This window comes from Paraglaciecola sp. QJM3NY_14 (genome assembly GCF_056173245.1).
Genome location: NZ_CM149664.1, coordinates 4,939,950 through 4,966,499, shown reverse-complemented (window position 1 = coordinate 4,966,499; position 26,550 = coordinate 4,939,950). Strand labels below are relative to the sequence as shown.

Genomic DNA, 26,550 nt, shown 5'->3' with positions numbered 1-26,550 from the left:
GTGCGCCCCGCTAAGCCTTAACGGCAATAATGTTACTCCCTCTTTATTTGAAATACAGACACCATCCCTAGGAATTTTCTTTTGATATCTACCGCAAACATCACCATGCAATTTGGCGCTGAGCCTTTATTTGAAAACATTTCGGCCAAATTTGGTCACGGTAATCGTTACGGCCTTATTGGTGCAAACGGCTGCGGCAAGTCGACTTTTATGAAGATTCTAAGTGGGGACTTAGTGCCTTCATCTGGCAATATTTCCATCACCCCTGGTGATAAACTAGGTATTTTGAGCCAGAATCAGTTCGCTTTTGAAGAGTATAGTGTTGTAGATGCTGTGATTATGGGCGATTCAGCCTTGTGGAAAGTTAAACAGCAACGAGATGAAATTTACGCCAAGCCTGAAATGTCAGAAGAAGATGGCATGTTAGTCGCACAGCTTGAAACAGATTTCGCTGAGATGGACGGTTACACTGCTGAAGCCCGCGCTGGTGACATTCTGTTAGAGGCAGGTATCGCTGAGCACTACCACTATGGCCTAATGAGCCAAGTGGCACCCGGTTGGAAGTTACGAGTACTACTTGCTCAAGCATTGTTTTCAAACCCAGATATTCTGTTATTGGATGAGCCTACCAACAACTTGGATATTTACACCATTTCTTGGTTGGCTGATGTGCTAAATCAGCGTAAATGCACCATGATCATTATTTCTCACGATCGCCATTTTTTGAACTCGGTTTGTACACACATGGCTGACATCGATTATGGTGAGTTGCGTATTTACCCGGGAAATTACGAAGCCTTTATCGAAGCGTCATCTTTGATTCAAGAGCAACTGTTAACCAGTAACGCCAAGAAAACCGCTGAAATGGAAGACTTACAAGGCTTCGTTGCGCGTTTCTCGGCTAATGCATCAAAAGCCAAACAGGCCAGTTCTCGTGCCAAACGTTTAGAAAAAATTCAGTTAGATGAGGTGAAGTCTTCCAGTCGCCGTACGCCATCAATCACGTTGAAGCAGCACCGTAAGTTACATCGCCAAGCCTTGATTTTAGAGAACTTTGGCCACGGTTTTGACGGTGAGTCATTGTTTAGTGGTGGCGAGTTGATCCTAGAAGCTGGCGCTCGATTAGCCATAACCGGTGAAAACGGCGTGGGCAAAACGACTTTTTTACGCTGCTTGGTAGACGAGCTTAAATTGAATGAGGGCACTATCAAGTGGTCAGAAAATGCTGTTGTTGGTTATTGCCCACAAGACAGCTCGGCAGATTTTGCCATGGATATCACTTTGTTTGATTGGATGTCTCAGTGGCGCACTCCTAAGCACGATGACTTAGCGGTTCGAGCAATGTTAGGTCGCTTATTGTTTAGCGCAGATGATTTCAACAAAAAAGTGAACGTGTGCTCAGGTGGTGAGAAAAACCGCTTATTGTTTGGCAAGTTGATGATGTCTGATATCAACGTACTGATCATGGATGAGCCAACAAACCACATGGATATGGAAGCAATCGAAGCACTTAATGCGGCGCTTAAAAAATTCGATGGGACCTTAATTTTCGTAAGTCACGACCGGGAGTTTGTATCCTCTTTAGCCACCCGCGTTATTGAGATCAAGGACAGAGAAGTGATTAACTTCCAAGGTACGTATGATGAGTACTTCGCAAGCCGTCAAGAGACAAGCGCCGCTGCATAGCAACTCAATTTATTAGCCTGCGAGGTTCTCTCGCAGGCTAATAATGCCACTACACTGCATAACACTTCTTTATCAACCCTCACCCCAATATCGATATTCATATCCCTCTGGTTTTTCTGCCATAAAAATTTTCGATCGTGAAAAATGCTGACGGTGTTTCAAAGCCAAAATTCCTTCATCAGTGACTTTTGAAAGATGACGTTTTCATTAAATTTAGGTAAAAAAACAACCCTTTAATTGTAACTTTTTTTTACCCTTGCTAACGTAGTGTAACTTGCTTCTTAGTATGAGGCAGGTAACTAAATATGCTCGAAGTAGTGTCAGTTTTTCGAGCATAACTAACGGAATAACTAGCTGATTGATGCGCCTAAACGCGCATAACAAAAGGGTTACGCAATGTTAAAACACAATAAAATAGTGCTGTTATTAAGTGGTCTAGGTTTAGTGGGAAATGCATATGCTGTCGAAACTCCCCAGAGCCAAGTGCAAGAAACATCTAGCTTTTATGAGGATGACGCTGAGTTTAACCAAGCCGCTGTGGGATCTGAAGAAGGATGGGGTTGGCAATTAAAAACATCGGTGTCAGCCAGTATACAGTGTGATACCAATTCGGATTGTGGAGGTGGGGGACCAATTGACCCGCCACCGGATGTGGCGCCATCGGTACCAAAAAGTATTGCGGTACTTCGAACCAAAGGAAGTAATTCCGTAGAAGTAAAGTGGCAAGGCGGCAACGCAGGCCGAGGATCTAATTTTCACTACGAGCTGCGCCAACAATATAAAGATCAGATACCACAAGATAGTGAAACCCAAACCCAGACGGCACCTTCAAGCACCGTTTCCGTTGGTAATAACCTTAGCTCTATCCAAAATCCTGGCGCCGACAAAATCGTCAAATATGCGGTTAGGGCATGCAATAGCGTTGGTTGTAGCCCGTACAAAACATCGCAGTATTATTCGATTAATGCGAACTATGATAATGGGGGCGCGGTAACCAAACCATTAGAAAGTGTGAGAACAAATTATCAACTAGCTCGCAAAGGAACCTATTCAGCCTTAAGCACAAACCAAACAGAACAAGAAACTGCACTCGCTGCGCTGAGCAAAGGCTACGATGCACTCAAGGGTGAGGTGTACGGGAATTCATGCTGGGATCTCTCAGGCGCCGCTCAACTTGATTCTGTTCAGTATATTAACGATCAAAAATACTCCTTCAGCCAAGTAGATACTTACGAATCTCTCGCTACAACACTAGATGTTAAGCGTTCAGGAGGCGGTTCGATATCGTTTGGTGGTTTTTCTATCGGGGGGTCAGGAAGCTCTTCGTTATATAGCGAAACATCCAAGGTTACTGAAAGTTCAGTTATCGTTTCGTCGTTTATCGATAAACAAAATCGATATCAAGCTAAACAAGCTCTCACTTTAGGTATGTCTACTCCTTATGTTAACTACTTAGTGAATAATCAGCCAAAAGAGTTTCGTAAATTCTGTGGTGACAAATTCATTGATACAGTTACCACAGGCAGAAAAATTCTATTTACGATCCGTGTGGTAAGTGAAAAAAGTAGTTACAGTGAAATAAAGAGCAAAACTCTTGAGTTAAAAGCATCGCTGGAAAGTTATAGCGCGGATGGCAATTTTACCTCCAGTGAAGCGAGTAGTTTAGAGCAAGAGTTTGAAGGCTATACATTCGACATTATTGGTACGCAAACCGGTGGTTCAGATTCCGGTAACCTCCTTAGGCTCAATAGCATCACGGAATATATGACTGTGCTTACCAGTTTTGCCAATAGCAATGATGAAGATTTAGTCAATATAGAGTCAACAGAACGGGATTACCCTATACCGAGTGCTTTAGCTGGCACGAGCCATTTTGACGTGTTTTCTGACTACACTGAGTACCGTGACATATTGCAGACTTGGGGACGGTTGGACAGTCAGCTGGAGCGACGTTGTTGGATGTTAGATTTGAATGGAATTGACCCAGACGCAGTAGGCCAAATTGAAGAGGCAATGGGGTTAAGTTTCTACGAAGGAAACGTTAGCCAAAGAGATTTATGTGACTCTGCGAAAGACATGGTCGACCGCTTCGTAAACTATTGTTCAAATCAGGGTGAGTGGAATAAGTGTTTTCTTCCCAATTCTTCGAACTGTATCGATTCAATTAATAACGGATTGTGTATGCAGCGTCCTGAACTCATAAGTTTCAAAGGATTTAGACTTGAACAGGTACGTTTAGATTTATCCAAAGGGGGTTGTTTGTTTAGGTGCTATAAATCTAAGTCAGTACAACAATGTTTCACGAATACCGACATCATTCCTGACTTCAGTCGCAATGCAGTGATCACGAGTAGCTACTCGCCTTCTCCTGTTAATGGTTTGGTAGTGACTGTTGATCGCTCGTGGAATGTCAGTAGTGCTAGTAATAGCATCACTAAGATAAATGGAAACTACTGCTTAAAGGCAAAAGCTGAAGTCTTCGGAAAGGGAGGATTTGGCGCTGGGGGAAGATATGAGTCGAACAATCAGATGTTCGGATTTCAAACCCAAACTTTAGGTTATTCACTCTAAAGAGCAACCTTTAAGGGCTGTCTCGACAGCCCTCATTTGCTGGAACACATTATGTATATCGAAAAAGTATGGCCAAGCAATAATGCAAACTACCGATGCTTAATGCCTGAAAGTCTTGCCAATCAAACTTGTGCATTAGCGTTACCAACACCACTAGTATCGACGTTTTTAGAAACGCATTGTCAAGTCGGCAACTTGCAGCGTTTTACGTCACGTTATTTAGCTGGGGGGTTCAGCCTAAAGCAGGGCAGGTTAGTCTCTCGAAAGCGTCTATCGCTGATGCGTTTGGGCTTTAAGCGCAAGGATGAGTTGGCTGAATCTGTAACACTACAATCCGAACGGTATCGAAGCGCTTTACAATCATTACGCAAAAGACCACTTACACTGGGCACTTTGTGTGAAGTGCATAAGTCACTTGATCCTCATCATCACAATGGAGGGCGTTTCAGAGATGTGCAAAATTGGATCGGAGGGCGCTCACCCGATACGGCGCATATCGTTCCACCGCCCCCTGAAAAAGTCTCGGATTTAATGACCGACTGGATTAACTACGTTAACAATATCGAGCAAGTAGGCATTGAAGATATCATTATGTTATCCAATCAATTTATTCTGATCCATCCATTCAATGATGGTAATGGGCGCCTTAACAGAGCAATAGTTGATGCGCTTTTGAGTCAAATTATGCGGGATGAAAAGGCATATATCAGTCCATTTCTATTTCGTTTGGCTCACCAACATAATGGTTACTTAGATGCGCCAAGTGCTATTATGCAAGGGCAATGGCAGCAGGTTTTCGATTTTTGGGATGAGGCTATTCAATGGAGTATCAACACGACTGAGACCTTGTGCAAAAGGCTCATAGTGGCAAATTCATTCATTCAAAAAAAACTAACACTAAGACAACTCAGCCAGCATGCAGCCACTTTACTGTCGCACATCTCAGAGCAACCGATCGTTACTCCTGCTTATCTTTCAGGACAATTTGGATGGACATTGCTCGAAGCCAGTACAGCGATTACTGAACTGCTGGAATGCGGGATTTTGAATGAGCATAGGGTGAAAGAACCTATTAACACCATTATTTATGATTGTCAGGAAATATTCGACGCGTGGATGGAAATGGATGAAGTGTTGTTCCGTGTATCGAGTTCATAGTTAATCACGACCGCTAGGGGCGATCAGGCGCCGCTAAACTGCGGATTTTTCCTAGCTCTCGGTCACATTCCCGGCATTGCTGTAAAATGACTGAGAAAGCATTTTGCAGTTCCTGATTACTGGCTTGCCCTTCAAGTAGCATATTCCCTAACTCAGCGTGCAGAGCGATGCTGTTTAGGGGGTTCCTGACATTGTGGATGTGTTTACGAATTTGGCTTGCTTCGTCGTTATTCATGATCGTTTTCGCTTTTTAATTGGGCTGGAAGTTCAGGAATTTGAGAATGGCTCACACGATTTTTGCCAGCATGTTTGGCCGCGTACAATTGCCTATCGGCTAGTTCAATCAGCTCTTCCACTGTCATTTGTGTCGGTTGTTCGTGTTTTGCTTCAAACACTGTCAACCCTATGCTGATGGTCACTCTGTCGGCTGCACTTGCCCCTTGATGTTCAATATTTAAGCTCCTGACGGTTTGTAACAGCTTATTGGCCATCACAAGCCCACCATCTAAGTCTGTATCAGGCAACACCATGGCAAATTCTTCACCGCCGTAGCGACCGACGAAATCTGTTTCTCTACGACGAACTGATTGGATAGCCTGAGCTACACGTTTCAAGCAATCATCACCTTGCATATGGCCGTACAAATCGTTGTACGGTTTAAAATCATCAATATCGATCATCATTAAGGTCATACAGCGACCAAATCTGATGGTTGATGCAAAGTGTTGCAACAATACTGTATCCAACTGGCGACGATTTGCCACGCCCGTTAAGCCATCAACACTGGATAATATTTCTAATTGCTTACGGTAGTACACCAGCTCCATATGATTGCGTACCCGGGCACGCAGAATGGTCAAATTAACCGGCTTGGTAATATAATCTACAGCGCCTAACAGTAGGCCGTGGGCTTCATCGTCAGTGCTGTCAGAGGCAGTGACGAAGATGACCGGGATGTGCGCGGTTAACGGGTTCGATTTCAATTCAGTGCAGGCGTCATAGCCGTGCATATCGGGCATGTCTAAATCCAGTAAAATTAAATCTACTGACTCTTGCTGGGCGTGTATTAATGCGTCTGTTGCGTTATCGAACATAACAACTTGGTATTGAAATTCAAACAGCGCATTCATCGCCTGTAAATTAGAATGATAATCGTCCACCACCATTAGGGTTTGCTTGCGCAATTCGCTATTGGCAACGGACGTACCGGCTGTCAATGCGGTTGCACTAGGTTCGATGTCCTGGTTGGGGCGTAATTTAGATACGCTCATGGTGGTTTCCCCATTCTTATGATTGTAATTCGACGTTTAAACGACTCTTTAAGCAGCTTAGATGCCACTTTAGATGATAACCTATAACATATTGATATTTTTTGCTTTTTAGGCGGGTATTGATGGCTAAATACGCGGTTGAGCGAGTGAAAATTGTAGTCTTTACATACTGCACAGGAGGGATCTACCAAACACTCGTGACTACAATATTCCTAATTTTTCTTTAAATTGTAATAATTACTTCTTTTTGCTCAGTCACTTATTTGCTAAGTTAAACAAAAAAGCGAGAAATATGATGATAGTCCGACGAACGTTACTCAAAGCCTTTATTACTTCTGCGATGGCGAGCGCGTTGATTCCGCTTACATCAGTAAATGCCGTATCTTTGGCTGATGCTGGTGAGCGCTCAGTGAAAATTCGCAAACCCAAGCGCTTAAAGGCAGGCCAGACCATTGGGCTCATTGCTCCAAGCAGCAATACTTGGGAAGACCAAGAAATCTACTTCGCCATGGATATTATTCGCTCTTTTGGTTTCAAGGTGAAAACGGCCACTCATTTGTTTGATCGCACCGCTTATTTAGCGGGTACCGATAAAGACAGAGCGAACGACGTAAATAGCATGTTTGCTGATAATACCGTAGACGCTATTTTTTGCTTACGTGGTGGCTATGGCTCGCCACGAATTTTGCCTTATTTAGATTATGACCTCATCCGCCAAAACCCCAAGGTATTCCTCGGGTATAGCGATGTCACTGCGCTGCTTAATGCGATTTACACTCGAAGCGGCATCATGACCTTTCACGGACCTATTGCGAAACAGAGCTTTACTGAGTACACCTTAGGTGAATTCAAAAGCGTGTTGTTCAATCCTGTGAAGAGTATGCCACTGGCCACACCGCCGGTGTTTGAACCCGCCGAAGGTCAAGCCGAGAAAGACAACCGTCTTACAACCGTTACCGAGGGGCAGGCATCGGGCGTATTAATTGGTGGCAATCTGTCGCTTATGGTGAAGTTAGTGGGTAGCCCTTATGAGCCAGATTACGCAGGCAAAATCCTATTCTTAGAAGACGTAGAGGAAGCGCCCTACCGGATCGACGGTATGCTAACCCACCTTAAACTGGCAGGTAGATTGGACAAGGTAGTAGGTATAGTGTTTGGCAAATGTACCGATTGTCAGCCGAGCAGCGGCCCGTCCTTTAGCGTTGAACATGTTCTAAAGGACCGTTTAGGTGACTTGAATGTGCCCGTGCTAAGTGGTGTGATGATTGGTCACATTAAAGATATGGCGACCGTACCTGTTGGCGCTATGGCAACACTTGATGCAAGCAAGCAACAATTAACGCTAGATGAAAGCGCGGTGCTTTAACACCGCGTTTAACCATCTATTTTGCGGCATAACTCCTAATAAACGCCGTTACTTACGACCAACTACGCATTTTGTGACCATAAAATGCGTAAAAACCTATCATTAAATAACCTGGTAATAGTATCCAATAAGCTTGTTGGCTATTACTCGCTTGAGCCAATTGCCCATAGATAATTGGCATCAGCGCGCCCCCAGCAATACCCATGATTAAAATCGCAGAGCCTTTTGGGGTAAAACGCCCCAAATCAGCCAGGGCTAAAGGCCATAGCGTTGGCCACACCATGGCATTGGCCAAGCCCAGTAGGGCAATTAACGCGACGCTGTTTGGAATGACGGCGATCCCGGTCCATCCCCAAAGTAATTGCGCTAGCATGGTTTGCTCATTTGACGAGAACAGCAATAAAACGGTAATGACCAAACCGCTAATGGCACTGATGCGCAGGGCATTGGCTTGTGATACAAAGCGTGGTATGCACACCAAGCCAAGCAAGTAACCTAGCACCATAAATCCCATGGTGTATGACGTGAGCGTGGTGGCATTAGCCACCCCTATGCTTGCACCGTATAAACCAATTGTGTCGCCGGCAATAACTTCTACCCCCACATAAAAGAACAGCGCGACCGCCCCAAGTACAAGCTGTGGAAATTGCCAAATTACGCTTTTAGTTTGATGACGAGCGCTATCGTCAAACACGTCTGCCTCATCATTGACAGAAGACTCTAATAAAGCCAAATCAGGCAGTGAAATTCGTGACAAACCGCCGGCTAATACCAACAGGGCAATGGCCATGCCCACATATGGGGTAATCAATTGATGCGCCATACTTTCGATTTGCAGTTGCTGCTGCTCTACAGGCATTTGATTGATAGTTGCAAGGTTAATGTCACTAAAACCGCCTAACACCCACGCGGTGAAAAGAAGGGGCGCTAGGATACCTGCGCCTTTATTGAGTAAGCCCATAATCGCAATACGCGCAGCTGCACTTTTGGTTGGCCCAACATTGACCACGTAGGGGTTAGCAGCGGTTTGTAAGATGGTTAAGCCGCTGCCAATAACGAACTGCGCCACCAGGAAGATCCAAAATTCTTGCAGTAGCGCCGCAGGGATAAAACCGAGCAAGCCAAGGGCGATAATGCTTAACCCCAATACCATGGATGACTGATAACCGACCTTTTCCAATATCATAGCCATGGGCAACGCCATCACCACATAGGCAAAGTAAAAGCACGATGCAATCATCAAGGCTTGAGTTTCAGAGAGCTGACACACCACTTGTAAAAAAGGGATCAGTGCGCCGTTTAACCAAGTTACAAAGCCAAATATGAAAAACAGCAGTGCAATAATGCACATGGGCATAACGCTTGAGCGCGGCGCAGAAGTAGTGAGTGTCATGGGTTGTCCCTTATTCTTATGATTGTGAAATGAATTGCCCTGATTGGCATAATGCCGTGATATTTAGCGCATCATCTAGTACCACAAAGTCCGCTTTTTTGCCTTTGGCAATAACGCCATGGGTGTCTTGTAAACCCAGATACTGAGCAGGTGTGGTACTGGCCATTGTGATGGCGTCTTCAAGAGGAATATGTAAATCGCGCACCGCATTTTTGATCGCGCTAAGCATGTCTAAATGGGAGCCTGCTAGCGTACCGTTATCTGTGGTTAGTTTATTGCCAACGCGCGTGATTTTCTGTGTACCGAACATAAAGCTGTCATCGTCAGTGCCGATTAATCCCATGGCATCGGTAACCAGCATCATTCTTTCTTTCCCTTTGATTTTAATCGCTATTTCACTGCAAATTGGGTCAATGTGGTAATGATCTAGAATTAAGCCCGCATAGGTATCTGGTGTATTTAGCGCCACCCCTACCATGCCAGGTGCGCGTGACAGCATGGCTGACATAGCGTTGAATAAGTGAGTGAACCCATCTGCGCCAGCTTCAATTGCCTTGAGTACGGTTTCTGCATCAGCGTTAGAGTGGCCTAGGCACACTTTCACCCCATGCTGGCTCAATTGTGTAATCACGTCAGGGCTAACATTTTCCGGTGCGAGGGTAACAATCACCTTTCCCATGTCTTTACGTAAATAAAGGGCTAACTCATCATCAGTGATGGGGCGAATAAAGGCTTCATCATGCACGCCTTTTTTCGGTTTGCTTAAGTGTGGTCCTTCAAAATGCACCCCAAGGATCCCAGCCACATGTTGGTCAATGGCCTCAGCCATAATCTGTGCTGCGTGTTGCATGACAGGCAGTTCATCCGTGATCAATGTTGGCATTAACCCTGTGGTACCAAATTTGCGATGAGCTTGGCTCATCTGGGCTAAAGCTGCTGTGGTAGGTGACTGATTAAACAGCACACCACCACCACCGTTAACTTGTACATCGATAAAACCAGGTACCACTGAATCGGGGTAAAACGCCAAATGGGCGTCATTAGAAGATGTTGCTGTTATATTTTGGATGGTGTCATGTTCGACGGTTACAGTTTGGTTATCCAACCAACCATTTGAGGTCAGTAAGCGTTCACATCTAAATTGCATATCAATGGGTCTCTGTTATTTTTTTAAGGCCCTGAGGTCGGTCTGGATCTCGACCATAAGCTTGAGCGATACGCTCAATGTCTACATAGAAACGCAATACCACCAATAACGGCAGGCAACGAGGGTGCAGCGTAAGCTTAGGGTGCGACAGAGATACAACGCGACCCCCTTGTTGGGCGAAGGTGTGTATCTGGTTACTATGCACGTCAGTCGTTTCATCTTCAACTTGAACATCGATGACATGGAGTTGATTGGCAAGCATGGCCGACGGGCCGTGCATAAACTCGGCGCTGCTGAAAGCTTCACAGTGTATCGCCAGAACTTCCTTTAATTTCAGCGCCATTTCACGGCTGATAGCGTAACCAAAACCGCGTCCTAACATGACGCAATGTCGAATCTCGTGCAGTAAATCAGGCGTTAGCTGCGCAGGCTGTGCGAGTACCTGTTCTAACGCGTCTGGCAGATTAGTAAGGCTATCGAGTAGCGCGGTGTTGTTATTCCAGTAGGCGCACAATTGCAGTAATGCACTCAAACTGGCTAAGTAGCTTTTGGTTGCGGCAACCGATTGCTCTAACCCCGCCCCCATGGGCAATACATAATCAGCTGCTTGGGCTAGGGGAGACTGTTCGTCGTTTACCAACGCCAAACACATAGCGCCACTGGCTTTGGCTGATTTCACTTGATTCACAATATCAGGGCTGCGGCCAGACTGGGAAATGGCAATCACTAAGGCGCTTTGGTGATTGACCGATTTATGGTAAATACCGAACACCGAAGGGGCAGACGCCATAACGGGTATGCCTAGCTCAGTTTCTAATAAGTATTTAGCGAAAACACCTGCGTGATCAGATGAACCACGGCCAATCATTAACACATAACTGGGTTTTCTCGCTTTTATTTGGCTGACGAGTGTTTCACACTGCTCGGTGTTACGAATGAGTTGCTGACGTATAACAGATGGTGTTTGCGCCGTTTCTTGCGCCATGAAGCTACTCAATGGGAACCCCTTTTATGTTGATAAAGTGTACAGTGGATTTAGAATAATAAATTATTCTTTATTTTTCTATATTTTATAATAGTTATTTACAAATAGTCTGCAACTGGGTACTGTTTGGTTACTGCAAACTAACCACTTTTTTTATGATCACGACTGCCTTTGCATACATCAGTGTTTTACTCTTTATCGCGGGGGGACTAGCCCTAGTAGAAGAGAAAACCCGTTGGAAGTTATTCCATTATCTACCCGCCATCGTATTGCTGTATTTCACAGTCATGATGATGTCTACGCTGGGTTTATGGAGTAAAACAGCAGAGATCAATCAGGCGTATTCTTCCCTTAAGGCAAATATTCTTCCGGCTATGATCTTCTTAATGTTGCTGGACGCTGATTTACGTCAAATTAAACGCTTGGGCGGCAAGATGCTGTTGGCATTTTTTGCCGCAGCGATCAGCATTGGTTGTGCATTTGTCATTGGTTTTGCGCTATTTAAAGGCTTTTTAGCCCCAGATGCGTGGAAAACGCTAGCGGCGCTAAGCGGCAGTTGGATGGGCGGCACAGGTAATATGGCTGCGGTGCAAGCGGCGCTTAATGTGCCTGATTCCAGTATGGGTTACACCTTGCTAATTGACTCAATTGATTACGCCATGTGGGTCATGTTTCTGTTGGCGTTAGTTCCCCTCGCGAATCGCTTCAATCATTGGACTAAAGCTGATGGTAAAGCCTTAGCAGAAGTCAGTGCCAATTTAGCCAGTAAACAACAGGAATACACAGGCAATAAAACCACCTCTATGTTGGTTTTGCTGTCTGGGGCAATGTTGGTGTCTATCCTATGTCAGCATCTTGCTGCTGCTTTGCCTGTGACAGAGTTTTTTACTAAAACCGCATGGACTGTGATGTTGGTCACCGTTTTGGGTGTTATTTGTGCAATCACTCCCATCAGCAAAATGTGGGGGGGGAAAGAGTTATCATCCCTCATGCTGTATCTCATTATTGGCTTGATTGCTTCGCGTGCTAATTTCAACGAATTAACCCAAGCGCCTATATATATCTTGCTTGGCTTATTTATTTTGGCTGTTCATGGTGGGCTTATGCTACTGGTGGCTAAGCTGTTCAAACTAGATTTATTCACCTGCGGTATCGCATCGTTGGCCAATATTGGCGGCGTGGCATCTGCTCCCATACTTGCTGCTGCTTATTCTCGAGCATTAATCCCTGTGGGCGTGTTAATGGCCATGTTGGGTTACATCGTTGGCACCGGCGGCGGCTTATTGGTAGGGCGAGCGTTAGCATGGCTAAGCGCAGCGTAAACGGAGAACAATATGAAACGTATTTTATCAATCGGGCTGTTATTGGCGTGCGCTTTAAGTGCAACTGCATTGCCTGCCAGTGCTCTACAGCATTCTACCAAAGACCTGCAAAAAAACTGGGGAACTGATGTGATGAATGTAACACAAGCTCAGTTGCACCCTGATCACTGGGTGCAGAAGCTAAAAAGTCCTGAACAGCTAGTCATGACCCAAGAACAGATCAATGCACATAACCAAGGGTTAATTGAGCATAACCGTTTTGTTAGCGATCCCCTCAGTAGCCCAGATTCACTTACTGACAAACAACTCACAGCGAAAATTCACAGCATCAGCAAAGTGCCCAAAAGTGCGCGCTACTTTGTTGGTGGACGCCAGTTAAGTGCTCAAGATTATGAGCTTTATCAAGACAATATGACTTTTGCCCCAGCACCGAATGGTCACAAAGTGGGATTTGGCTTAATGGTAAAGCGCGCAGCACTGCGTACCTTTCCAACCGATGACAGAGTGCTGAACTCAGGGATGGATGTGGACCTTGACCGTTTTCAAGAAAGCGCTTTGTTTCCAGGGGACGCAGTTGCGATCCTAACCTACAGCAAAGATAAACAGTGGGCATTGGTGCAAGGGTTTAATTACCTCGCTTGGACAAGAGTCGAAAATTTTGCCCTTGGTACTAAACAGCAAGTTGCTGAATTTAAAGATGAAAGCGATTTCGTTGTAATTACCGGAGCCAAGGTGTTCACTCAATACGTGCCTGACATGCCAGCGGTGTCTGAGCAACAACTGGACATGAGTGTACGTTTGCCTTTAGTTAGCAAAAATGAAGTGCCAACCGCGTTATACGCCCAAAACCCTTATGCCAATTACGTGGTTTGGTTACCCACTCGTACACCGCAAGGGAAGTTGAGCTTACAAAAAGCCCTTATCGGGCGAAGCCAAGACGTGCATTTGGGGTACATGGCATACACCAAAGCGAACGTTATTCGCCAAGCCTTCAAGTTTTTAGGTGAACGTTATGGTTGGGGGCATGATTATAACGGCCGTGACTGCACAGGGTTTGTGGGAGAAATTTACCGCTCGTTCGGCATTTTAATGCCACGCAACTCTGGTGACCAGGGTGGAACAGACTTCGGTATTGATAACCGGTTTTCCAAGCAATCCCCTATGGCAGATAAACTAGCGGCCATTGAAGATTTAGAAATAGGCGACTTACTTTATATTCCTGGCCACGTGATGCTCTATTTAGGCGATGAGCAGGGCCAGCCGTTTGTGATCCATGACGTAAAAGGCTTGGCGTATTTTGATGAGCATAAAAAGCTCTACAAAGGCACCTTAAACGGTGTGTCCGTCACGCCTTTGTTACCCCTTCGCCTGTCGGAGAAAAACAGCTATGTGGATCGTCTCTACAACATTAAGCGTATACGGTAAGCATTAATGAGCGCACAGTATTCTGGTTTAGATTGGTTAGTTTTTGTTGCTTATGGTTTGTTGCTACTGGGCTCAGGTTGGTTTTTTAATCGCCGCTCAGCAAACAGCCAAGATTACTTTCGTGGTGGTAACACTATGCCTGTATGGGCGGTGGCCATATCTGTGCTCGCCACTTCGCAATCAGCAGCCACATTTTTAGGCGGCCCCGACCAGGGTTACCGCGGTGATTTGTCTTATTTAGCGACTAACTTAGGCGCGTTTGTGGCGGCGTTCTTTGTTGCCACTTTTCTTATTCCTAAGTTTTATAAATTTAATGTGTACACCGTATACGAACTGCTTGAAGTACGCTTTGGCCCCACAGCGAAGAAACAAGCAGGTTTGATGTATTTATGTGGCCGTATATTCGCCAGCGGGGCTCGTTTGTACATGGCAGCGATTGCCGTATCGATGATTTTGTTTGCCGACATTGAAGCATCACATGTAGTGGCTGCAACCTGTATTTTGACCGTTGCAGGTCTGATGTACACAGTGTATGGCGGCATCAAAACAGTGATATACAGTGATGTAATTCAGTGTTGCGTGTATGTGGGGGCAGCGGTAGCGGTGATTTATTGTTTGCTGGCGGCGATCCCCAGTGATATGTCCAGCATCATGGCGGTGCTTGCCGAGCCAGGAGCTGGTCAAGCATCGAAGCTGGCATTATTCAAATTTGATTGGGATTTCAGCCCCTCGGGCGTGTTTAACATCTGGTCAGTGTTTACTGGTTTTGTGTTGCTAAATATCGCCGCATTTGGTCTTGACCAAGACATGACCCAGCGCGTGCTAACGTGTAAAAATGCCAAAGAAGGCAGTAAAGCCATGCTGTATTCCATTGTTATGGTGATTCCGATTATGCTGCTTTTCATTGTTATTGGCTTGTTGCTATATGTTTATTACCAGCGCCCAGATTTGATGCATAGCGGTGCTGCAGGCGAGGTTTTACCGACCTTTGAAGGTGAGCCAGTCACTATTTTCATGTACTACGTACTCAATCATATTCCTGCTGGCGTGAAAGCGTTAGTAACCGTTGGCATCATTGCTGCAGCGCTATCGACACTTAATTCAGGGTTGAATTCTATGGCGTCAGTGTTGGTGCAAGATATTTACGCACCTTGGCAAAAGAAGAAAGGTAATCGCCACAGTGACATGCATTTTGTCAGCGCTGGGCGCGTGGCTATGGGGTTGGTGGCTGCAGCACTAGGCGCTATGGCCTGCTTATGCTTTTATTGGCAACAATATACTGACACACCACTTTTACAGTTTGCTTTGGGTGTCATGGTGTTCTCGTACAGTGGCTTATTAGGTGTGTATTTCACCGCCATCTTCACTAAGCGCGGTAGCCCTCAAAGCGTGTTAGCGGCGCTCATTTGTGGCTTTATGACAACGCTTTTATTTCAGCCATATATTATGACGCTGTACTTACCACAAGACTGGGTAGTGCACATTGGATTTACTTGGCAACTTTGTATCGCCACATTGGTCGCAAGCCTAGTGTGTTTATCAGGCAAAGGCAGCAGCGAATCGCAATTTCAGGGACAGGAAGCATGAACCATTCAATTCAATTCATACTTGGCTTAGACGGCGGGGGCACAAAAACAGTTGCCCGGCTCGTTGACTTACAAACCTCAATGCAGTGGCAAGTGAATGCTGGGGCAACGTCTCTGAGCAATGATTACTCCTTGGCGTTAGCCAGTATTACAGATGCTTGCAGGCAATTATTAGAGCAGGCGGACTGCAGCGCCGAGCAGGTATCGGCTGTGTTTGGTGTCGCCGGTGCCGGGGATAAATCCTTGGTGGTTAAATTAGAGCGTGATTTAGCCTTCAAATTTGCCAAATTAAGTGTGGTGTCTGACGCCAAGACCTCCTTGTACGGCGCTAATGCTGGCCATCCAGTGGCTGTTGTAGCACTCGGGACAGGGTCGGTTGGTATGCGTATGGATCATAACCGCAACGAAAAGATGATAGGCGGGTGGGGCTTTTGTATCGGTGATGAAGGTGGCGGTGCGAAACTTGGCTACTTAGCGGTTCAAAAGTTGCTGTTGGAAATGGACTTGAATGGGGTAGCGAAAAGCACGTTAAGTTTGTTTGTGGCCAGCCAAATTGGTTACAGTCGCCATTCAATCTTGCAATGGTTAGCGATGGCGAAACCAGCTGATTTCGCAGCGCTTGCGCCACATGTTTTCAACCTAAAAGAAGAGTGTGTGGTGGCGTTAGAAGTACTCACTGCCCATGCCACCATGATCGAAAAATTAATCAAGCGTACCTGCGGCTCAAGTGATTTACCCTTGGTGCTCATGGGTGGTCTGGCTGAACCGAGCCAAGGACTGCTAAGTGCGACTTATCGCAATTTAATTGTGCCAAGTAAGGGAAACTCTCTTGATGGCGCTTGTTTGTTGGCAAAGCAATTGTGCTCGCCTTCATCCACTAACTAAACGAACATAATCAATTTATGACTCAAGTAAATTTGCTCAGTGAATTAAATAGCATCGCTTCTGAAGGGCGCAACATAGATACGCTCGACATAGACACTTTGCCCACTCTAGCGATTTTAGAAAAAATCAATCAGGAAGATCATAAAGTTGCTGCTGCGGTGAGCGCAGCAATGGCGGATATTACCTCTGGAGTGGAAGCTATTGTATCAAGCTTTAACCGAGGTGGTCGTTTGGTTTATATGGGCGCCGGTACGAGCGGGCGCTTAGGCATACTCGATGCGGTAGAGTGTATGCCAACCTTTAGCGTGCCAGAGGGGATGGTTATCGGCTTGATCGCGGGAGGCGAAAAAGCAGTGATACACGCCGTTGAAGGTGCAGAAGATGACCGAGCAATGGGCGTAGCTGACTTAAAAGCCCTTAATTTTAGTGATAAAGATACATTGGTGGGTATTGCTGCCAGTGGCCGTACGCCTTATGTGGCTGCAGGTTTAGAGTACGCCAAGCAGTGTAAAGCAACAACTATTGCAGTAAATTGCAGCCCTAACTCTGTCATCGGTCAGATAGCAGATATTGATATTTGTGCCCAAGTGGGCCCTGAAGTCCTGACCGGCTCTACACGCTTAAAATCAGGCACTGCCCAGAAACTCATACTTAATATGCTTAGCACGGCCAGCATGATCCGCATTGGTAAGACTTATCAAAACCTAATGGTGGATCTTAACGCCAGTAATCAAAAGTTGTATGCACGAGCGGTACGTATTGTGATGCAAGCTACTGACTGCGAAGAGCAAACCGCATATGAAGCCCTTGATCACGCGAATAAAGAAGTCAAAGTGGCGATTTTAATGATACTTACAGGTGTTGATGTGCAACAGGCTCGCGAAAAACTCGCTCAGAAGCAGGGTTTTTTGCGCCATGCCATGTCGCAAGGTGAGTCATGAGGCTCATCTACTTAGCGCTATTTACCTTATTGCTAAGTGCATGTGTGACTTCTTCTCAGGTAGAAAAGGGTAGTCCTGAGGCCATCAAAGTTGCTGCCCAGCGCTCAGAAGTATATCTGCCGCAACTAAAAGGTAAACGTGTAGGCTTAGTAGTAAATCAAACCTCCATGGTGGGCAACAGGCACTTAGCGGATTATTTGCTTGATGAGTCAGTCAACGTCGCGCGAATCTTCGCGCCTGAACACGGTTTTCGTGGTGATCATGATGCAGGAGCGCACGTAAACAGCGAAATAGATGCAAAAACTGGCATTCCTATCACTTCTATCTACGGCAAATTTAAAAAGCCGCCAGTGGAAATGTTGCAACAACTTGATGTGGTGATATTTGATATTCAAGACGTGGGCGTGCGTTTTTATACTTACATCAGTTCGATGCACTACATGATGGAAGCCGCAGCAGAGGCGGGTATTCAGTTTATGGTACTAGACCGCCCCAACCCTAATGGGCGTTTCGTCGATGGGCCAATACTCGAGCCTAAATACCGCTCGTTTGTGGGCATGCATCCTATCCCCGTTCTACATGGTATGACGGTAGCTGAACTCGCACGTATGATCAAAGGCGAAGGCTGGATAAACCAAGCGCAATCGCTAGATTTGGTCACCATTCCAGTCGCTAATTACTCCCGTAATATGCACTACTCACTACCTGTTGCCCCGAGCCCGAATTTACCCAATGACCAAGCGATTGGTTTATACCCAAGTCTGTGTTTTTTTGAGGCTACGCCTATTAGTGTCGGCCGCGGTACTGACTTTCCATTTCAGGTGTTAGGGTTTGACGATATTGAGTTAGGCGAATTTGCGTTCAGCCCAGAATCGCGCCCTGGTAGCGCGCTGCACCCCAAGTTAGAAGGGAAGGCTTTACAGGGGATAGATTTGCGAGAAAGCCCTGGGCGAGGCCTTAATTTAACTTGGCTGGTAAAAGCACAGCAGCAATTTTCTAGCCGTGGTATGCACTTATTTGACCGAGCTGATTTTATGGATAAGTTGGCCGGTACGGATTCACTGCGTAACGCCATAGAAGCAGGCCAAAGCGCTGCTGAAATTAAACGAAGTTGGCAAGCAGGATTGGCCAACTTCAAAAAACAACGTCAGCCCTACTTGCTCTACCCTTAATATATTTATTCATTAGCGCTCAAGTAAGCAACTGTGCTTCGTGTCTGCGCGGCTCAAAAGCAAACTTAGGTAAAGACATCAGACATATCTAAATCTCTGTGGTTAAATACAGCTTTTTTCACTTAAAGCACGATATAACGTTCACACATAACAGAGGGCAGTATGGCATCAGCAAAGTTTCACAATACCTTTAGGCAGTATCATAGATGGATGGGGTTTTTCCTTGCGGGTATCATGACGGTGTATGCAGTCAGTGGAATATTGCTCATATTTCGTAGCACAGATTTTATGAAATACGAATACACCACGGTGCATGAACTAGACACTCAACTGAGCTCTAAGGCGCTAGAAGAGGCTCTTCATCTGAAAGGGTTTAAAATTCAGGCTGAAGATGAACAAGAAATTCGTTTTAACTACGGCGCCTATCAAAAAGCCACGGGTGAGGCGGTTGTCACTAAAAAAGATTATCCCAAGGTACTAGCCAAACTTGTCAGTCTGCACAAGGCCACTACAAACAGCCCTTTGTTTATTTTAAACATTACCTTTGGTGTAGTGTTGCTGTTTTTTGTTGTCTCCGCTTTTTTGATGTTTATGCCAAAAGCGAAATTATTCAAAAATGGAATGAAAATAGCGGCAGGTGGTTTTTTGTTTGCTTTGCTTGTGGTGATATTTGGTTCGTAAATATTTGAGTTTGAATTCATAAAAAAGGCCTCAATTGAGGCCTTTTTGTTAGGTGACTTTTGCGTTACTCAATACCGTTTGTACCGAGTCGTGCTTCTACCGAATAATGCTTTTAGGCTACTAAAACCGCCCTTGATAAAAGCAACTGCAACGAAAGTAATCAATATAGATGTTACATCGCGTATGACAGTGTTATGTAACCGAAGCGACCGATGTTTTCATATGCACCAGTCTTTTCGCCTGTGCCAGTCGTTCCAAATGGAAGGTCACGGTTGAATACGTTGTCTACGCCAACAGTCAGTGATATACCGTTTTCAAATGCGTAGCCTACAGTGACGTCTGAAATCGCGTACGAGCCATATTCCATCAGGGAGCTACGGTTAGGGTTAACCGCGAGCTCTTGGTTGTCAAAGATGCTCACACGCTCTAGATAACGGGTTTTAATACCAGCTTGCCATGCATCAACCATGTAGCTCATGCTTAACATACCTTGCCACTCTGATTCACCTGCAGTACCAGCATATTCAACAAAATCAGACGTATCTTCTTGGAACGGATACTCTTTACGCTCAATCAGGTACGTACCAATTAGGTTAGTTTTGAATGAACCGCCAAGCGCATCAAAGTCATAGCCAAGTTCGAAATCCACACCCGATGCATCTTGACCTGAAAGGTTAAGGGAGAAGCTTCTAATTTGTGATATTTCACCACTTGCATCACGGGTAATAAGCGAGCAGTAATCATTGCTGACGCCGCTCGTGTTATCAACGCAGCGATCAAGAATGGTTTGCGAATCAACTGAAGAAATAGCGTCAGTCAATTCAATTTTCCAGTAATCAACGGTGGCCACAAAACCTTCAAGGTAAGCCGGCTGATAAACCACGCCGACTGTAGTACTTTTTGATTCTTCAGCGCGAAGGTTAATGTTACCGCCTTGCTCGCCTTCGATTCTGGCTTGGTCGTAATCTGAATCGAAGTCAGCAGGTACACCCAGAGCTGCACAGTTTGATGTGCGCGTTGAAGCGTCAGCCAATTGACCTAGCTCAGACGTTTTACAAGGATCGTCGATACTGAAAAACGTTTGGCTCGCTTCACCGTACAGTTCACTGATGTTAGGTGCGCGTAGGGCTGAGGAGTGGGTCGCTCGAACGCGTAAGTCTTCATACACTTGCCAGTCTAGACCAAGCTTCCAGCTTTTTGCATTACCGATAGTGCTGTAGTCAGCAATACGCAGAGCGGTTTCAAAGTTCAGATCTTGAATACCTGGTAGGTCGGTTAGCAAAGGCGCTGAAAACTCTACGTAGGCTTCTTTAACATCGAAGTCGCCTTTATCTTCGCCTAATACGTTGAAGAACGTACCTTCAGCGTTGTCTGGCTCTTCAATTTCGCTTTCTTCTTTGCGGTATTCAATACCCGCGGCAAAACCCACATAGCCCGCTGGTAATTCATAAATACCAGAGTTGTTGACTGAGCCGCCGACAACCGTTTGCGTAATGGTGCTGTTGCCAACAGAGGTCGTGTTAACGTAGTTACGTGCAGCTTCGCTTGGCGCGCCGTCACCTAGTAGGTTTAATGGTACACAGCCTGCTGCTTGAGCTGCCGCATCACGACATACAATTGAGCCGTCGTCAGCTTCAACCGCATCTACTGCATTATAGAAGTTGGCCAGTACAAGGTTATTCTTGTTGGCACGCTCAAGCTTGGTTTCACCACGCGTGATATAGGTTTCAAAACCCCAATCATCGTTGATGTAACCTTCAAGACCAGCCACAAACGCAGTGGTTTCACGTTCGTCATCTTCTGTACGACGGCCAACATCAGTCAACATCCGGTCGATAGTAATTTTAGTCAGATTATTTGCACCCATAAGGGCTAGCAAGTCATCTCCTGCATACGGGTTATCGTTTTGGATAGTGATGGCATCTGCCTCGCTTTCAAAGAAGAAAAACGCAGGCTGACCAACATTAGTCGAGCGAGTACGTGCGTACTTACCTTCAACATAACCACGGATGTTGTCGGTTACGTCGTAGCTCAATTTAAGGTTATAGTTGGTGCGGTCAAACTCAGGCTGAAGCTCGCTGAACTGATTCAAATTAATAAAATCACAGTTTTCACATGCTATGCCGTCTACGTTATCACCTAAGTATACGTCGCGTACTGAACCATTAGGGTTAAATGAATAGTAATCATCGCCAATGGCAAAGGTACCAGCATTGCTTAACGCATAGATGCCCGCATTAGGTGTGTAGATATCGTCAGGGACATCTAAAGAATCTCTATTGTCATCATTTTGCGCGGTGTTAGCTAGATTGCGAAAAGAAGTAGATGTCCATGGGTTATCTAAGGCGTTCAAGCTTTCTTGGCTGCTGTGCTCCACTGAGAAGGCGATATTACCGCGATCATCATTGAAGTTAGTGCCGTAAGAGAATGAATACTTGTCGTTGCTGTAATCGTGGTTGTCAGCATAGCCTTTGGTTGCGCTAACTTGTAAGCCTTCAATCTTGTCTTTAAGAATAAAGTTAACCACACCCGTTACCGCATCTGCACCGTAAACCGCTGATGCACCGCCTGTGATGATTTCAACGCGCTCAATCCAGCTGGTAGGAATGGTGTTGGTATCAACCGAAGAGGTACCTGCACTGCTCGCTACGTGGCGCTTGCCATTGACCAATACTAGGGTGCGTTCAGTGCCCATTCCGCGCAAATCAAGAAGGCTCAAACCGGCGGTGCCGATGAATTGACCTGAGTTTGATAAAGAGTAAGTACTTGCTAATGCGGGTAGCTCATTTAGTGCTTCACCGATATTCATCGCACCAGTATTTAGCAAACTTTCGCCGCTAAGTACTGTCACAGGTGAAGGTGCGATAGCGCCTTCACGAAGAATACGAGAGCCTGTGATTTGGATTTTTTCTACTGAGTTCGCTGCATCGTCGCTCTGTTGTGCCAACGCGCTGTTTGTCATAACTATTGAGCCGCCTAAAAGCGCTAGCTTTACGGCTTGAGTAATTTTATGCATATGTGTCCCTGAGAAGGTAATTATAGGAAAGATAAAGAATCTATCTGCTATAAGTGCAGATTGCGGCGAATTGTATGGGGCATTAGCTGTTATTTCAAACAAATATATCGTAAAAACTTTGTTAAACAGTGTTAATAACTATTTACATTGGCTTTTATTTGAACGTTTCAAGGTGGGTAAATGAGCGAAAAGGCTAAAGTTTGAGCGCTGTCGATTCGTACGAAAATTTAGTGGTGCTAAAGATTTCTAATACCATCAGTAAGTTAAGCTGAAAAATTTTGCAATAAAGCAGATTAGCGTTAAAACAGCCTTCATTACGGCTATTTAACGCCAAAAGAGCGAGTACTAAGGTGGAATGTTAAGAAGATTGCCTAAAGTCACTGACCACTGAGTTCGTTTTCTCAAGTAACTGGCGACCTTGTCTTGATGATTGAGTGATCGCAATAAACAATATGTCGATAATAAACTCTTGAGCAGTACGGGCCATTATCGATGACAAACGCGCTGACTCTTCTTCTGCTACTGAATATAGTTTGATATCTGCAAGATCAGATACCGGCGTTGCGCCATAGCGAGTTACCGTGATCACTTTACAGCTGTTTTGCTTGGCCTGTTTCACTACATTGACAATTTCACGGGTACTGCCGGATTCGCTGATGGCAAACACCAAATCGTTTTCAGACAAGGTAGCAGCAAAGGCTAATTGGGCGTGCATATCAGGCTCTTCAATGGCTAACATGCCAAGTTTTTGAAGTTTATAAGAGAAGTCTTTCCCTACCAGAGCTGAACCACCTAAGCCACAAATCAAAATGCGCTTAGCTGATTTGAGTAATTCCACAGCTTGGTGAAACGCGGCTTCTTCATTAAGGTTTTTAGTCTCGGTTAATACTGCGACTTTGCTGCTAAGTAGCTTTTCTGACACTTGTTTGAAGCTGTCATTGAGGGTGATTTTACCGTGTAGATTGCCCTCACTCGCAGTTGAATTTAATGCGTCTATTACCCCTAGCTTGAACGCTGGATACCCTTTGTATCCAAGCTTTTGGGCGAATTTCACCACACTAGATTGACTGACGCCAACGACATTCGCGAGTTCTTGAGATGACAGATCCCTTACTGCATTCGATGAACTAAGTACAAATTTAGCGAGCTTTAATTCGCTATTAGAAAGGGTATCTTTAATGGCTTTTATTTTTGTGAAAGTAGACATTAAGCAACTCTGAGTAATAATTTATTATTTAGTTTACCGTAATTTTAACAATTTACGCGTAAAAAATTGTGAATTTATGAGCAATTAGCTTACCGCTAGTGCCGATGTTCGGCAAAGATAAATCGATAATTTATTCAAACTCTTTTAGCGTAGTATAATTTAAAATTGTTTGTATTTTGCACATTATTCCATTGCGTTAAGCAATCAAAAGCCTAGCTAAAATTTCGATTTTGATACACAAAGTTCAAAACGCATCACTGACCACTTGACCGTTATACGCGGCGCATTGTTCGACGCGCTGCTTCTGTATTTTTGACAGTGAATTAAGATCAAAATAACGGTATTCACTGTGCTCGTCACTTAGACTTATGGCCTGTTTCCCCAGGTGAACTTTAAAAATGCAGGCCTGAGAGTTATATGCACTATGAAAATACACTCCAGAAAGGTACTCAACTTCCACCTGCACACCTAATTCTTCTTGGCACTCTCGCAGCAAAGCTTGATGAATGGTTTCACCAGGCTCAAGAGCACCACCAGGTAAACCCCAAGCACAATGACCATAAGTGGCCTTTAGCAATAAAACTTGTCCTGTTTCATTGAAAATAACGCCATGGCTGCTGATGCGAAATGTATCGTTAAACGCCATACACATCCCTCAATTTATCTGCTGTTAAAAGGATATTATTTAAGCTCGGTCGCAGTTCACGTTTCACATAAAATACCACAATCCATCATCAAGACAGTGCTAAGGGCAGAAAATTTCATTTAGTTAATGCTGAATCTTACCAATGCTAACTGGCAGCGATCCCGATGGCTGTTGATTACCGAACAGAATATTGGCCAAAGCGCGATAAATAGGACCTTCGTAGTGGGCATGGGCTGCTCCGTTTTCATCTAATTGCTCAGTAATTTGGGTGTTATAAGCAAAGGTCGCCAAAATGCCATCCAGATAATCTGCGTACTGGGTAACTGCATAAGGGGTGCGCATACTCACCATAAGCGATTTTTGATGGGGTTTAATGTCTTTTAGCAAGGTGAGAAGCTTGGCATCCAACGCTTCTTTATTCGGTCTTGAGCGCCAATCAGTAATGTCGTCCATTCCCCCCATTTCAACCAAGCTTTGCTGCGGGGTAATATCGGTGTAAATCACTAATTGTGCGTCACGCTGTAGGGCAAGAAGGTTATCTGTTGGCTCGCTCACTAAGCTGGCACAGCTCATTGTCAGCTCAGGCCGTGGGTCAAATGTGTTAAGTGCATCAGTTAGTGCAGTTGTCATGGCCATGCATTTACTCTTGTCTGGCATGACGAGATGAATGCGCTTAGTGGATTGGCTTATCGGCCATGCTTGCTGATTTTTAATTGCCACAATGGCGTTATCCGCTAAGTCTTGCTCTATTTGTAGATGAGCAGGCGCAGCCAATATACTTTGCGCCCGAGCGAGTGCTTTGGCTGGGGACAACTGGGCAGTATTAGACGGAATATAACTTTGTTTTAAGGTTTGAATACGCGCTACTGACGCCTCTATTTCAGCTAACGTTACGTCGCCAATTTGAACGGCATAAGCTAGATCAGCAATCATTTTTTTAAGCTTAGGAATGTCCTGTGCAGTGCGAATAGCCAGTGGCATTAGTGCGATGTCAGTACCCGCCTTGAATGTTTGCAATACCGCTTGGGTAGGCTCATAAAAATGGGCGATGGCGGCCATATCTAACGCATCTGTGATGATCACGCCCCGAAAGCCCATTTGGTCTCTGAGCAAGTCGGTTAAAATTGCTCGAGACATGGTAGCCGGTAGTATTGTCTTGCTGCCGTCAGTGGCGGTAAATGTTGAGCTATCAAGGGCTGGGTATTGAATATGTGCCGTCATGATCATGCCCGGATCGCCATTATCAATGGCGTATTGAAATGGCGCTAAATCTACCGCTTTTATTTTGTGTAAGTCATGTTCAACCAAGGGTAAGCCCGAGTGACTATCGGTGTTGGTATCCCCGTGCCCAGGAAAGTGTTTCAGCGCAGCAATAATGCCGTTTTGTTGCATTGCTTGCATTTGAGCTAACCCCAGTTCAGCCACCACTTGTGGGTCTTCCCCGAATGAGCGCACGTTTATCACTGGGTTTTCTGGATTGACGTTTACATCAACTGAAGGAGCAAAATTAACGTTAAAACCCAGTACGGCTAACTCTTTAGCAATCACATCACCGCTAAGCGTGGCAAAGTGCGTTCCGTGTTCGGCGTAAGTGGCACCAATGGCCATATTGCCGCTAAATGCAGTACTAATATTTTGCGGGATGCGGACCACGCGCCCGCCTTCTTGATCGATAGAGATAAGCAGTGGAGAGTGCCCGCCACTGGCTGAGGCTGCTTGTAAGTCACGATTCAGGCGAAGCATTTGTTCTGTGTCGACCAAGTTATTGGCAAACAAGATTATGCCGCCTACACCTGTGTCAGCAATCATTTCTTTAAGGTCATCGGGTAACGTGGTGACAGGTGTAGTGCAGCGCTGTGTGGTTGCATCAAGCTCGTTTTCATCACAGAAATAGCGAATATCGAGCATCAGTTTTTGCGCAACTAAGGCTTCAATTTTAGGATCGATTGATGGTTTGCTTGTGCATGAAATACAAGCGATAACGAAGAAAACGACAAAACACAAACGCAACGGCCTAAAGCCCATGACTCACTCCTGAAAATAAAAATATATGGCGGTACTTAGTTGTACCGCAATAAAATAACGCGTGAAG

20 protein-coding genes are annotated in these 26,550 nt (G+C 45.2%); 11 read left to right on the top strand and 9 right to left on the bottom strand.

Going from position 1 to position 26,550, the window contains the following annotated elements:
• The first annotated feature begins 81 nt into the window (after nt 1-81).
• The 3 genes from AC0VYA_RS21240 (at nt 82) to AC0VYA_RS21230 (ending at nt 5,415) form a co-directional block, all read left to right on the top strand.
• Entirely contained in the window at nt 82-1,686 is a 1,605-nt protein-coding gene (locus AC0VYA_RS21240) for an ABC-F family ATPase (RefSeq protein WP_475489599.1), read from the top strand.
• A gap of 396 nt (nt 1,687-2,082) precedes the next feature.
• The gene (locus tag AC0VYA_RS21235; protein WP_475489598.1) at nt 2,083-4,257 is read left to right on the top strand and encodes a hypothetical protein; all 2,175 of its coding nucleotides are present in this window, start codon (nt 2,083-2,085) and stop codon (nt 4,255-4,257) included.
• Nucleotides 4,258-4,308: 51 nt separating this feature from the next.
• Nucleotides 4,309-5,415, top strand: coding sequence for a Fic family protein (locus AC0VYA_RS21230; protein ID WP_475489597.1), 1,107 nt, complete (start codon nt 4,309-4,311; stop codon nt 5,413-5,415).
• A 13-nt stretch (nt 5,416-5,428) separates the two neighbouring features.
• Here AC0VYA_RS21230 and AC0VYA_RS21225 read toward each other — a convergent pair whose 3' ends face one another.
• Together AC0VYA_RS21225 and AC0VYA_RS21220 are read right to left on the bottom strand one after the other, a co-directional pair.
• Nucleotides 5,429-5,650 (bottom strand): histidine kinase, encoded by a 222-nt coding sequence (locus tag AC0VYA_RS21225; RefSeq protein ID WP_041714145.1) that lies wholly within the window; start codon nt 5,648-5,650, stop codon nt 5,429-5,431.
• Complete coding sequence (locus tag AC0VYA_RS21220; RefSeq protein WP_475489596.1) at nt 5,643-6,686, bottom strand: GGDEF domain-containing protein; 1,044 nt, start codon at nt 6,684-6,686, stop codon at nt 5,643-5,645. The genes AC0VYA_RS21225 and AC0VYA_RS21220 overlap by 8 nt, the downstream gene beginning before the upstream one ends.
• A 292-nt stretch (nt 6,687-6,978) precedes the next feature.
• Here AC0VYA_RS21220 and AC0VYA_RS21215 point away from each other — a divergent pair, with 292 nt between their 5' ends.
• Nucleotides 6,979-8,052: a S66 peptidase family protein gene (locus tag AC0VYA_RS21215; RefSeq protein ID WP_475489595.1), complete on the top strand. Its 1,074-nt coding sequence runs from the start codon at nt 6,979-6,981 to the stop codon at nt 8,050-8,052.
• 52 nt (nt 8,053-8,104) lie between these two features.
• On the opposite strand, the gene AC0VYA_RS21210 is transcribed toward AC0VYA_RS21215, so the two are convergent.
• From AC0VYA_RS21210 to nagB-II, 3 genes are read right to left on the bottom strand one after another with little or no spacing between them, the layout of a single operon-like run.
• Nucleotides 8,105-9,445 (bottom strand): sugar MFS transporter, encoded by a 1,341-nt coding sequence (locus AC0VYA_RS21210; protein WP_475489594.1) that lies wholly within the window; start codon nt 9,443-9,445, stop codon nt 8,105-8,107.
• 16 nt (nt 9,446-9,461) lie between these two features.
• Nucleotides 9,462-10,592 (bottom strand): N-acetylglucosamine-6-phosphate deacetylase, encoded by a 1,131-nt coding sequence (gene nagA / locus AC0VYA_RS21205; protein ID WP_475489593.1) that lies wholly within the window; start codon nt 10,590-10,592, stop codon nt 9,462-9,464.
• Nucleotide 10,593: 1 nt separating this feature from the next.
• On the bottom strand, nt 10,594-11,577 hold the full coding sequence (gene nagB-II, locus AC0VYA_RS21200) for a glucosamine-6-phosphate deaminase NagB-II (protein WP_475491106.1): 984 nt from the start codon (nt 11,575-11,577) through the stop codon (nt 10,594-10,596).
• A 155-nt stretch (nt 11,578-11,732) separates the two neighbouring features.
• Between nagB-II and AC0VYA_RS21195 the strand changes: the two genes are divergently transcribed.
• From AC0VYA_RS21195 to AC0VYA_RS21165, 7 genes are all read left to right on the top strand, one after another.
• Nucleotides 11,733-12,899 (top strand): DUF819 family protein, encoded by a 1,167-nt coding sequence (locus tag AC0VYA_RS21195; protein ID WP_475489592.1) that lies wholly within the window; start codon nt 11,733-11,735, stop codon nt 12,897-12,899.
• A 12-nt stretch (nt 12,900-12,911) separates the two neighbouring features.
• Nucleotides 12,912-14,324, top strand: coding sequence for an SH3 domain-containing protein (locus AC0VYA_RS21190; protein WP_475489591.1), 1,413 nt, complete (start codon nt 12,912-12,914; stop codon nt 14,322-14,324).
• Between the two features lie 6 nt (nt 14,325-14,330).
• The gene (locus tag AC0VYA_RS21185; RefSeq protein WP_475489590.1) at nt 14,331-15,911 is read left to right on the top strand and encodes a sodium:solute symporter; all 1,581 of its coding nucleotides are present in this window, start codon (nt 14,331-14,333) and stop codon (nt 15,909-15,911) included.
• Complete coding sequence (locus tag AC0VYA_RS21180; RefSeq protein ID WP_011576859.1) at nt 15,908-16,795, top strand: glucosamine kinase nucleotide-binding domain-containing protein; 888 nt, start codon at nt 15,908-15,910, stop codon at nt 16,793-16,795. The genes AC0VYA_RS21185 and AC0VYA_RS21180 overlap by 4 nt, the downstream gene beginning before the upstream one ends.
• A 17-nt stretch (nt 16,796-16,812) precedes the next feature.
• A complete protein-coding gene (murQ, locus tag AC0VYA_RS21175; protein ID WP_011576858.1) occupies nt 16,813-17,736 on the top strand; it encodes an N-acetylmuramic acid 6-phosphate etherase in 924 nt (307 codons plus the stop codon).
• Nucleotides 17,733-18,908 carry an exo-beta-N-acetylmuramidase NamZ family protein gene (locus tag AC0VYA_RS21170; protein ID WP_475489589.1) on the top strand — a complete coding sequence of 392 codons (1,176 nt, stop codon included), beginning with the start codon at nt 17,733-17,735 and terminating at the stop codon, nt 18,906-18,908. Before murQ ends, AC0VYA_RS21170 begins: the two co-directional genes overlap by 4 nt.
• Before the next feature lie 162 nt (nt 18,909-19,070).
• Nucleotides 19,071-19,589 carry a PepSY domain-containing protein gene (locus tag AC0VYA_RS21165; RefSeq protein ID WP_475489588.1) on the top strand — a complete coding sequence of 173 codons (519 nt, stop codon included), beginning with the start codon at nt 19,071-19,073 and terminating at the stop codon, nt 19,587-19,589.
• Between the two features lie 172 nt (nt 19,590-19,761).
• Here AC0VYA_RS21165 and AC0VYA_RS21160 read toward each other — a convergent pair whose 3' ends face one another.
• The 4 genes from AC0VYA_RS21160 to AC0VYA_RS21145 form a co-directional block, all read right to left on the bottom strand.
• Nucleotides 19,762-22,605 (bottom strand): TonB-dependent receptor domain-containing protein, encoded by a 2,844-nt coding sequence (locus AC0VYA_RS21160; RefSeq protein WP_475489587.1) that lies wholly within the window; start codon nt 22,603-22,605, stop codon nt 19,762-19,764.
• 358 nt (nt 22,606-22,963) lie between these two features.
• Entirely contained in the window at nt 22,964-23,812 is an 849-nt protein-coding gene (locus AC0VYA_RS21155) for a MurR/RpiR family transcriptional regulator (RefSeq protein WP_006991515.1), read from the bottom strand.
• A 244-nt stretch (nt 23,813-24,056) separates the two neighbouring features.
• The gene (locus AC0VYA_RS21150) at nt 24,057-24,458 is read right to left on the bottom strand and encodes an NUDIX hydrolase (RefSeq protein ID WP_475489586.1); all 402 of its coding nucleotides are present in this window, start codon (nt 24,456-24,458) and stop codon (nt 24,057-24,059) included.
• A 123-nt stretch (nt 24,459-24,581) separates the two neighbouring features.
• Nucleotides 24,582-26,483, bottom strand: coding sequence for a glycoside hydrolase family 3 protein (locus tag AC0VYA_RS21145; protein ID WP_475489585.1), 1,902 nt, complete (start codon nt 26,481-26,483; stop codon nt 24,582-24,584).
• Nucleotides 26,484-26,550: the final 67 nt, after the last annotated feature.

Bases quoted from the DNA above. Each gene is read 5' to 3' on its own strand.
- AC0VYA_RS21190 (WP_475489591.1), top strand. From the start codon at position 12,912: ATGAAACGTATTTTATCAATCGGGCTGTTATTGGCGTGCGCTTTAAGT.
- AC0VYA_RS21150 (WP_475489586.1), bottom strand. From the start codon at position 24,458: ATGGCGTTTAACGATACATTTCGCATCAGCAGCCATGGCGTTATTTTC.
- AC0VYA_RS21185 (WP_475489590.1), top strand. From the start codon at position 14,331: ATGAGCGCACAGTATTCTGGTTTAGATTGGTTAGTTTTTGTTGCTTAT.
- AC0VYA_RS21170 (WP_475489589.1), top strand. From the start codon at position 17,733: ATGAGGCTCATCTACTTAGCGCTATTTACCTTATTGCTAAGTGCATGT.
- nagB-II (WP_475491106.1), bottom strand. From the start codon at position 11,577: ATGGCGCAAGAAACGGCGCAAACACCATCTGTTATACGTCAGCAACTC.
- AC0VYA_RS21195 (WP_475489592.1), top strand. From the start codon at position 11,733: ATGATCACGACTGCCTTTGCATACATCAGTGTTTTACTCTTTATCGCG.
- AC0VYA_RS21155 (WP_006991515.1), bottom strand. From the start codon at position 23,812: ATGTCTACTTTCACAAAAATAAAAGCCATTAAAGATACCCTTTCTAAT.
- AC0VYA_RS21230 (WP_475489597.1), top strand. From the start codon at position 4,309: ATGTATATCGAAAAAGTATGGCCAAGCAATAATGCAAACTACCGATGC.
- AC0VYA_RS21210 (WP_475489594.1), bottom strand. From the start codon at position 9,445: ATGACACTCACTACTTCTGCGCCGCGCTCAAGCGTTATGCCCATGTGC.
- AC0VYA_RS21160 (WP_475489587.1), bottom strand. From the start codon at position 22,605: ATGCATAAAATTACTCAAGCCGTAAAGCTAGCGCTTTTAGGCGGCTCA.
- AC0VYA_RS21215 (WP_475489595.1), top strand. From the start codon at position 6,979: ATGATGATAGTCCGACGAACGTTACTCAAAGCCTTTATTACTTCTGCG.
- AC0VYA_RS21220 (WP_475489596.1), bottom strand. From the start codon at position 6,686: ATGAGCGTATCTAAATTACGCCCCAACCAGGACATCGAACCTAGTGCA.
- AC0VYA_RS21165 (WP_475489588.1), top strand. From the start codon at position 19,071: ATGGCATCAGCAAAGTTTCACAATACCTTTAGGCAGTATCATAGATGG.
- AC0VYA_RS21225 (WP_041714145.1), bottom strand. From the start codon at position 5,650: ATGAATAACGACGAAGCAAGCCAAATTCGTAAACACATCCACAATGTC.
- AC0VYA_RS21145 (WP_475489585.1), bottom strand. From the start codon at position 26,483: ATGGGCTTTAGGCCGTTGCGTTTGTGTTTTGTCGTTTTCTTCGTTATC.
- AC0VYA_RS21235 (WP_475489598.1), top strand. From the start codon at position 2,083: ATGTTAAAACACAATAAAATAGTGCTGTTATTAAGTGGTCTAGGTTTA.
- nagA (WP_475489593.1), bottom strand. From the start codon at position 10,592: ATGCAATTTAGATGTGAACGCTTACTGACCTCAAATGGTTGGTTGGAT.
- murQ (WP_011576858.1), top strand. From the start codon at position 16,813: ATGACTCAAGTAAATTTGCTCAGTGAATTAAATAGCATCGCTTCTGAA.
- AC0VYA_RS21180 (WP_011576859.1), top strand. From the start codon at position 15,908: ATGAACCATTCAATTCAATTCATACTTGGCTTAGACGGCGGGGGCACA.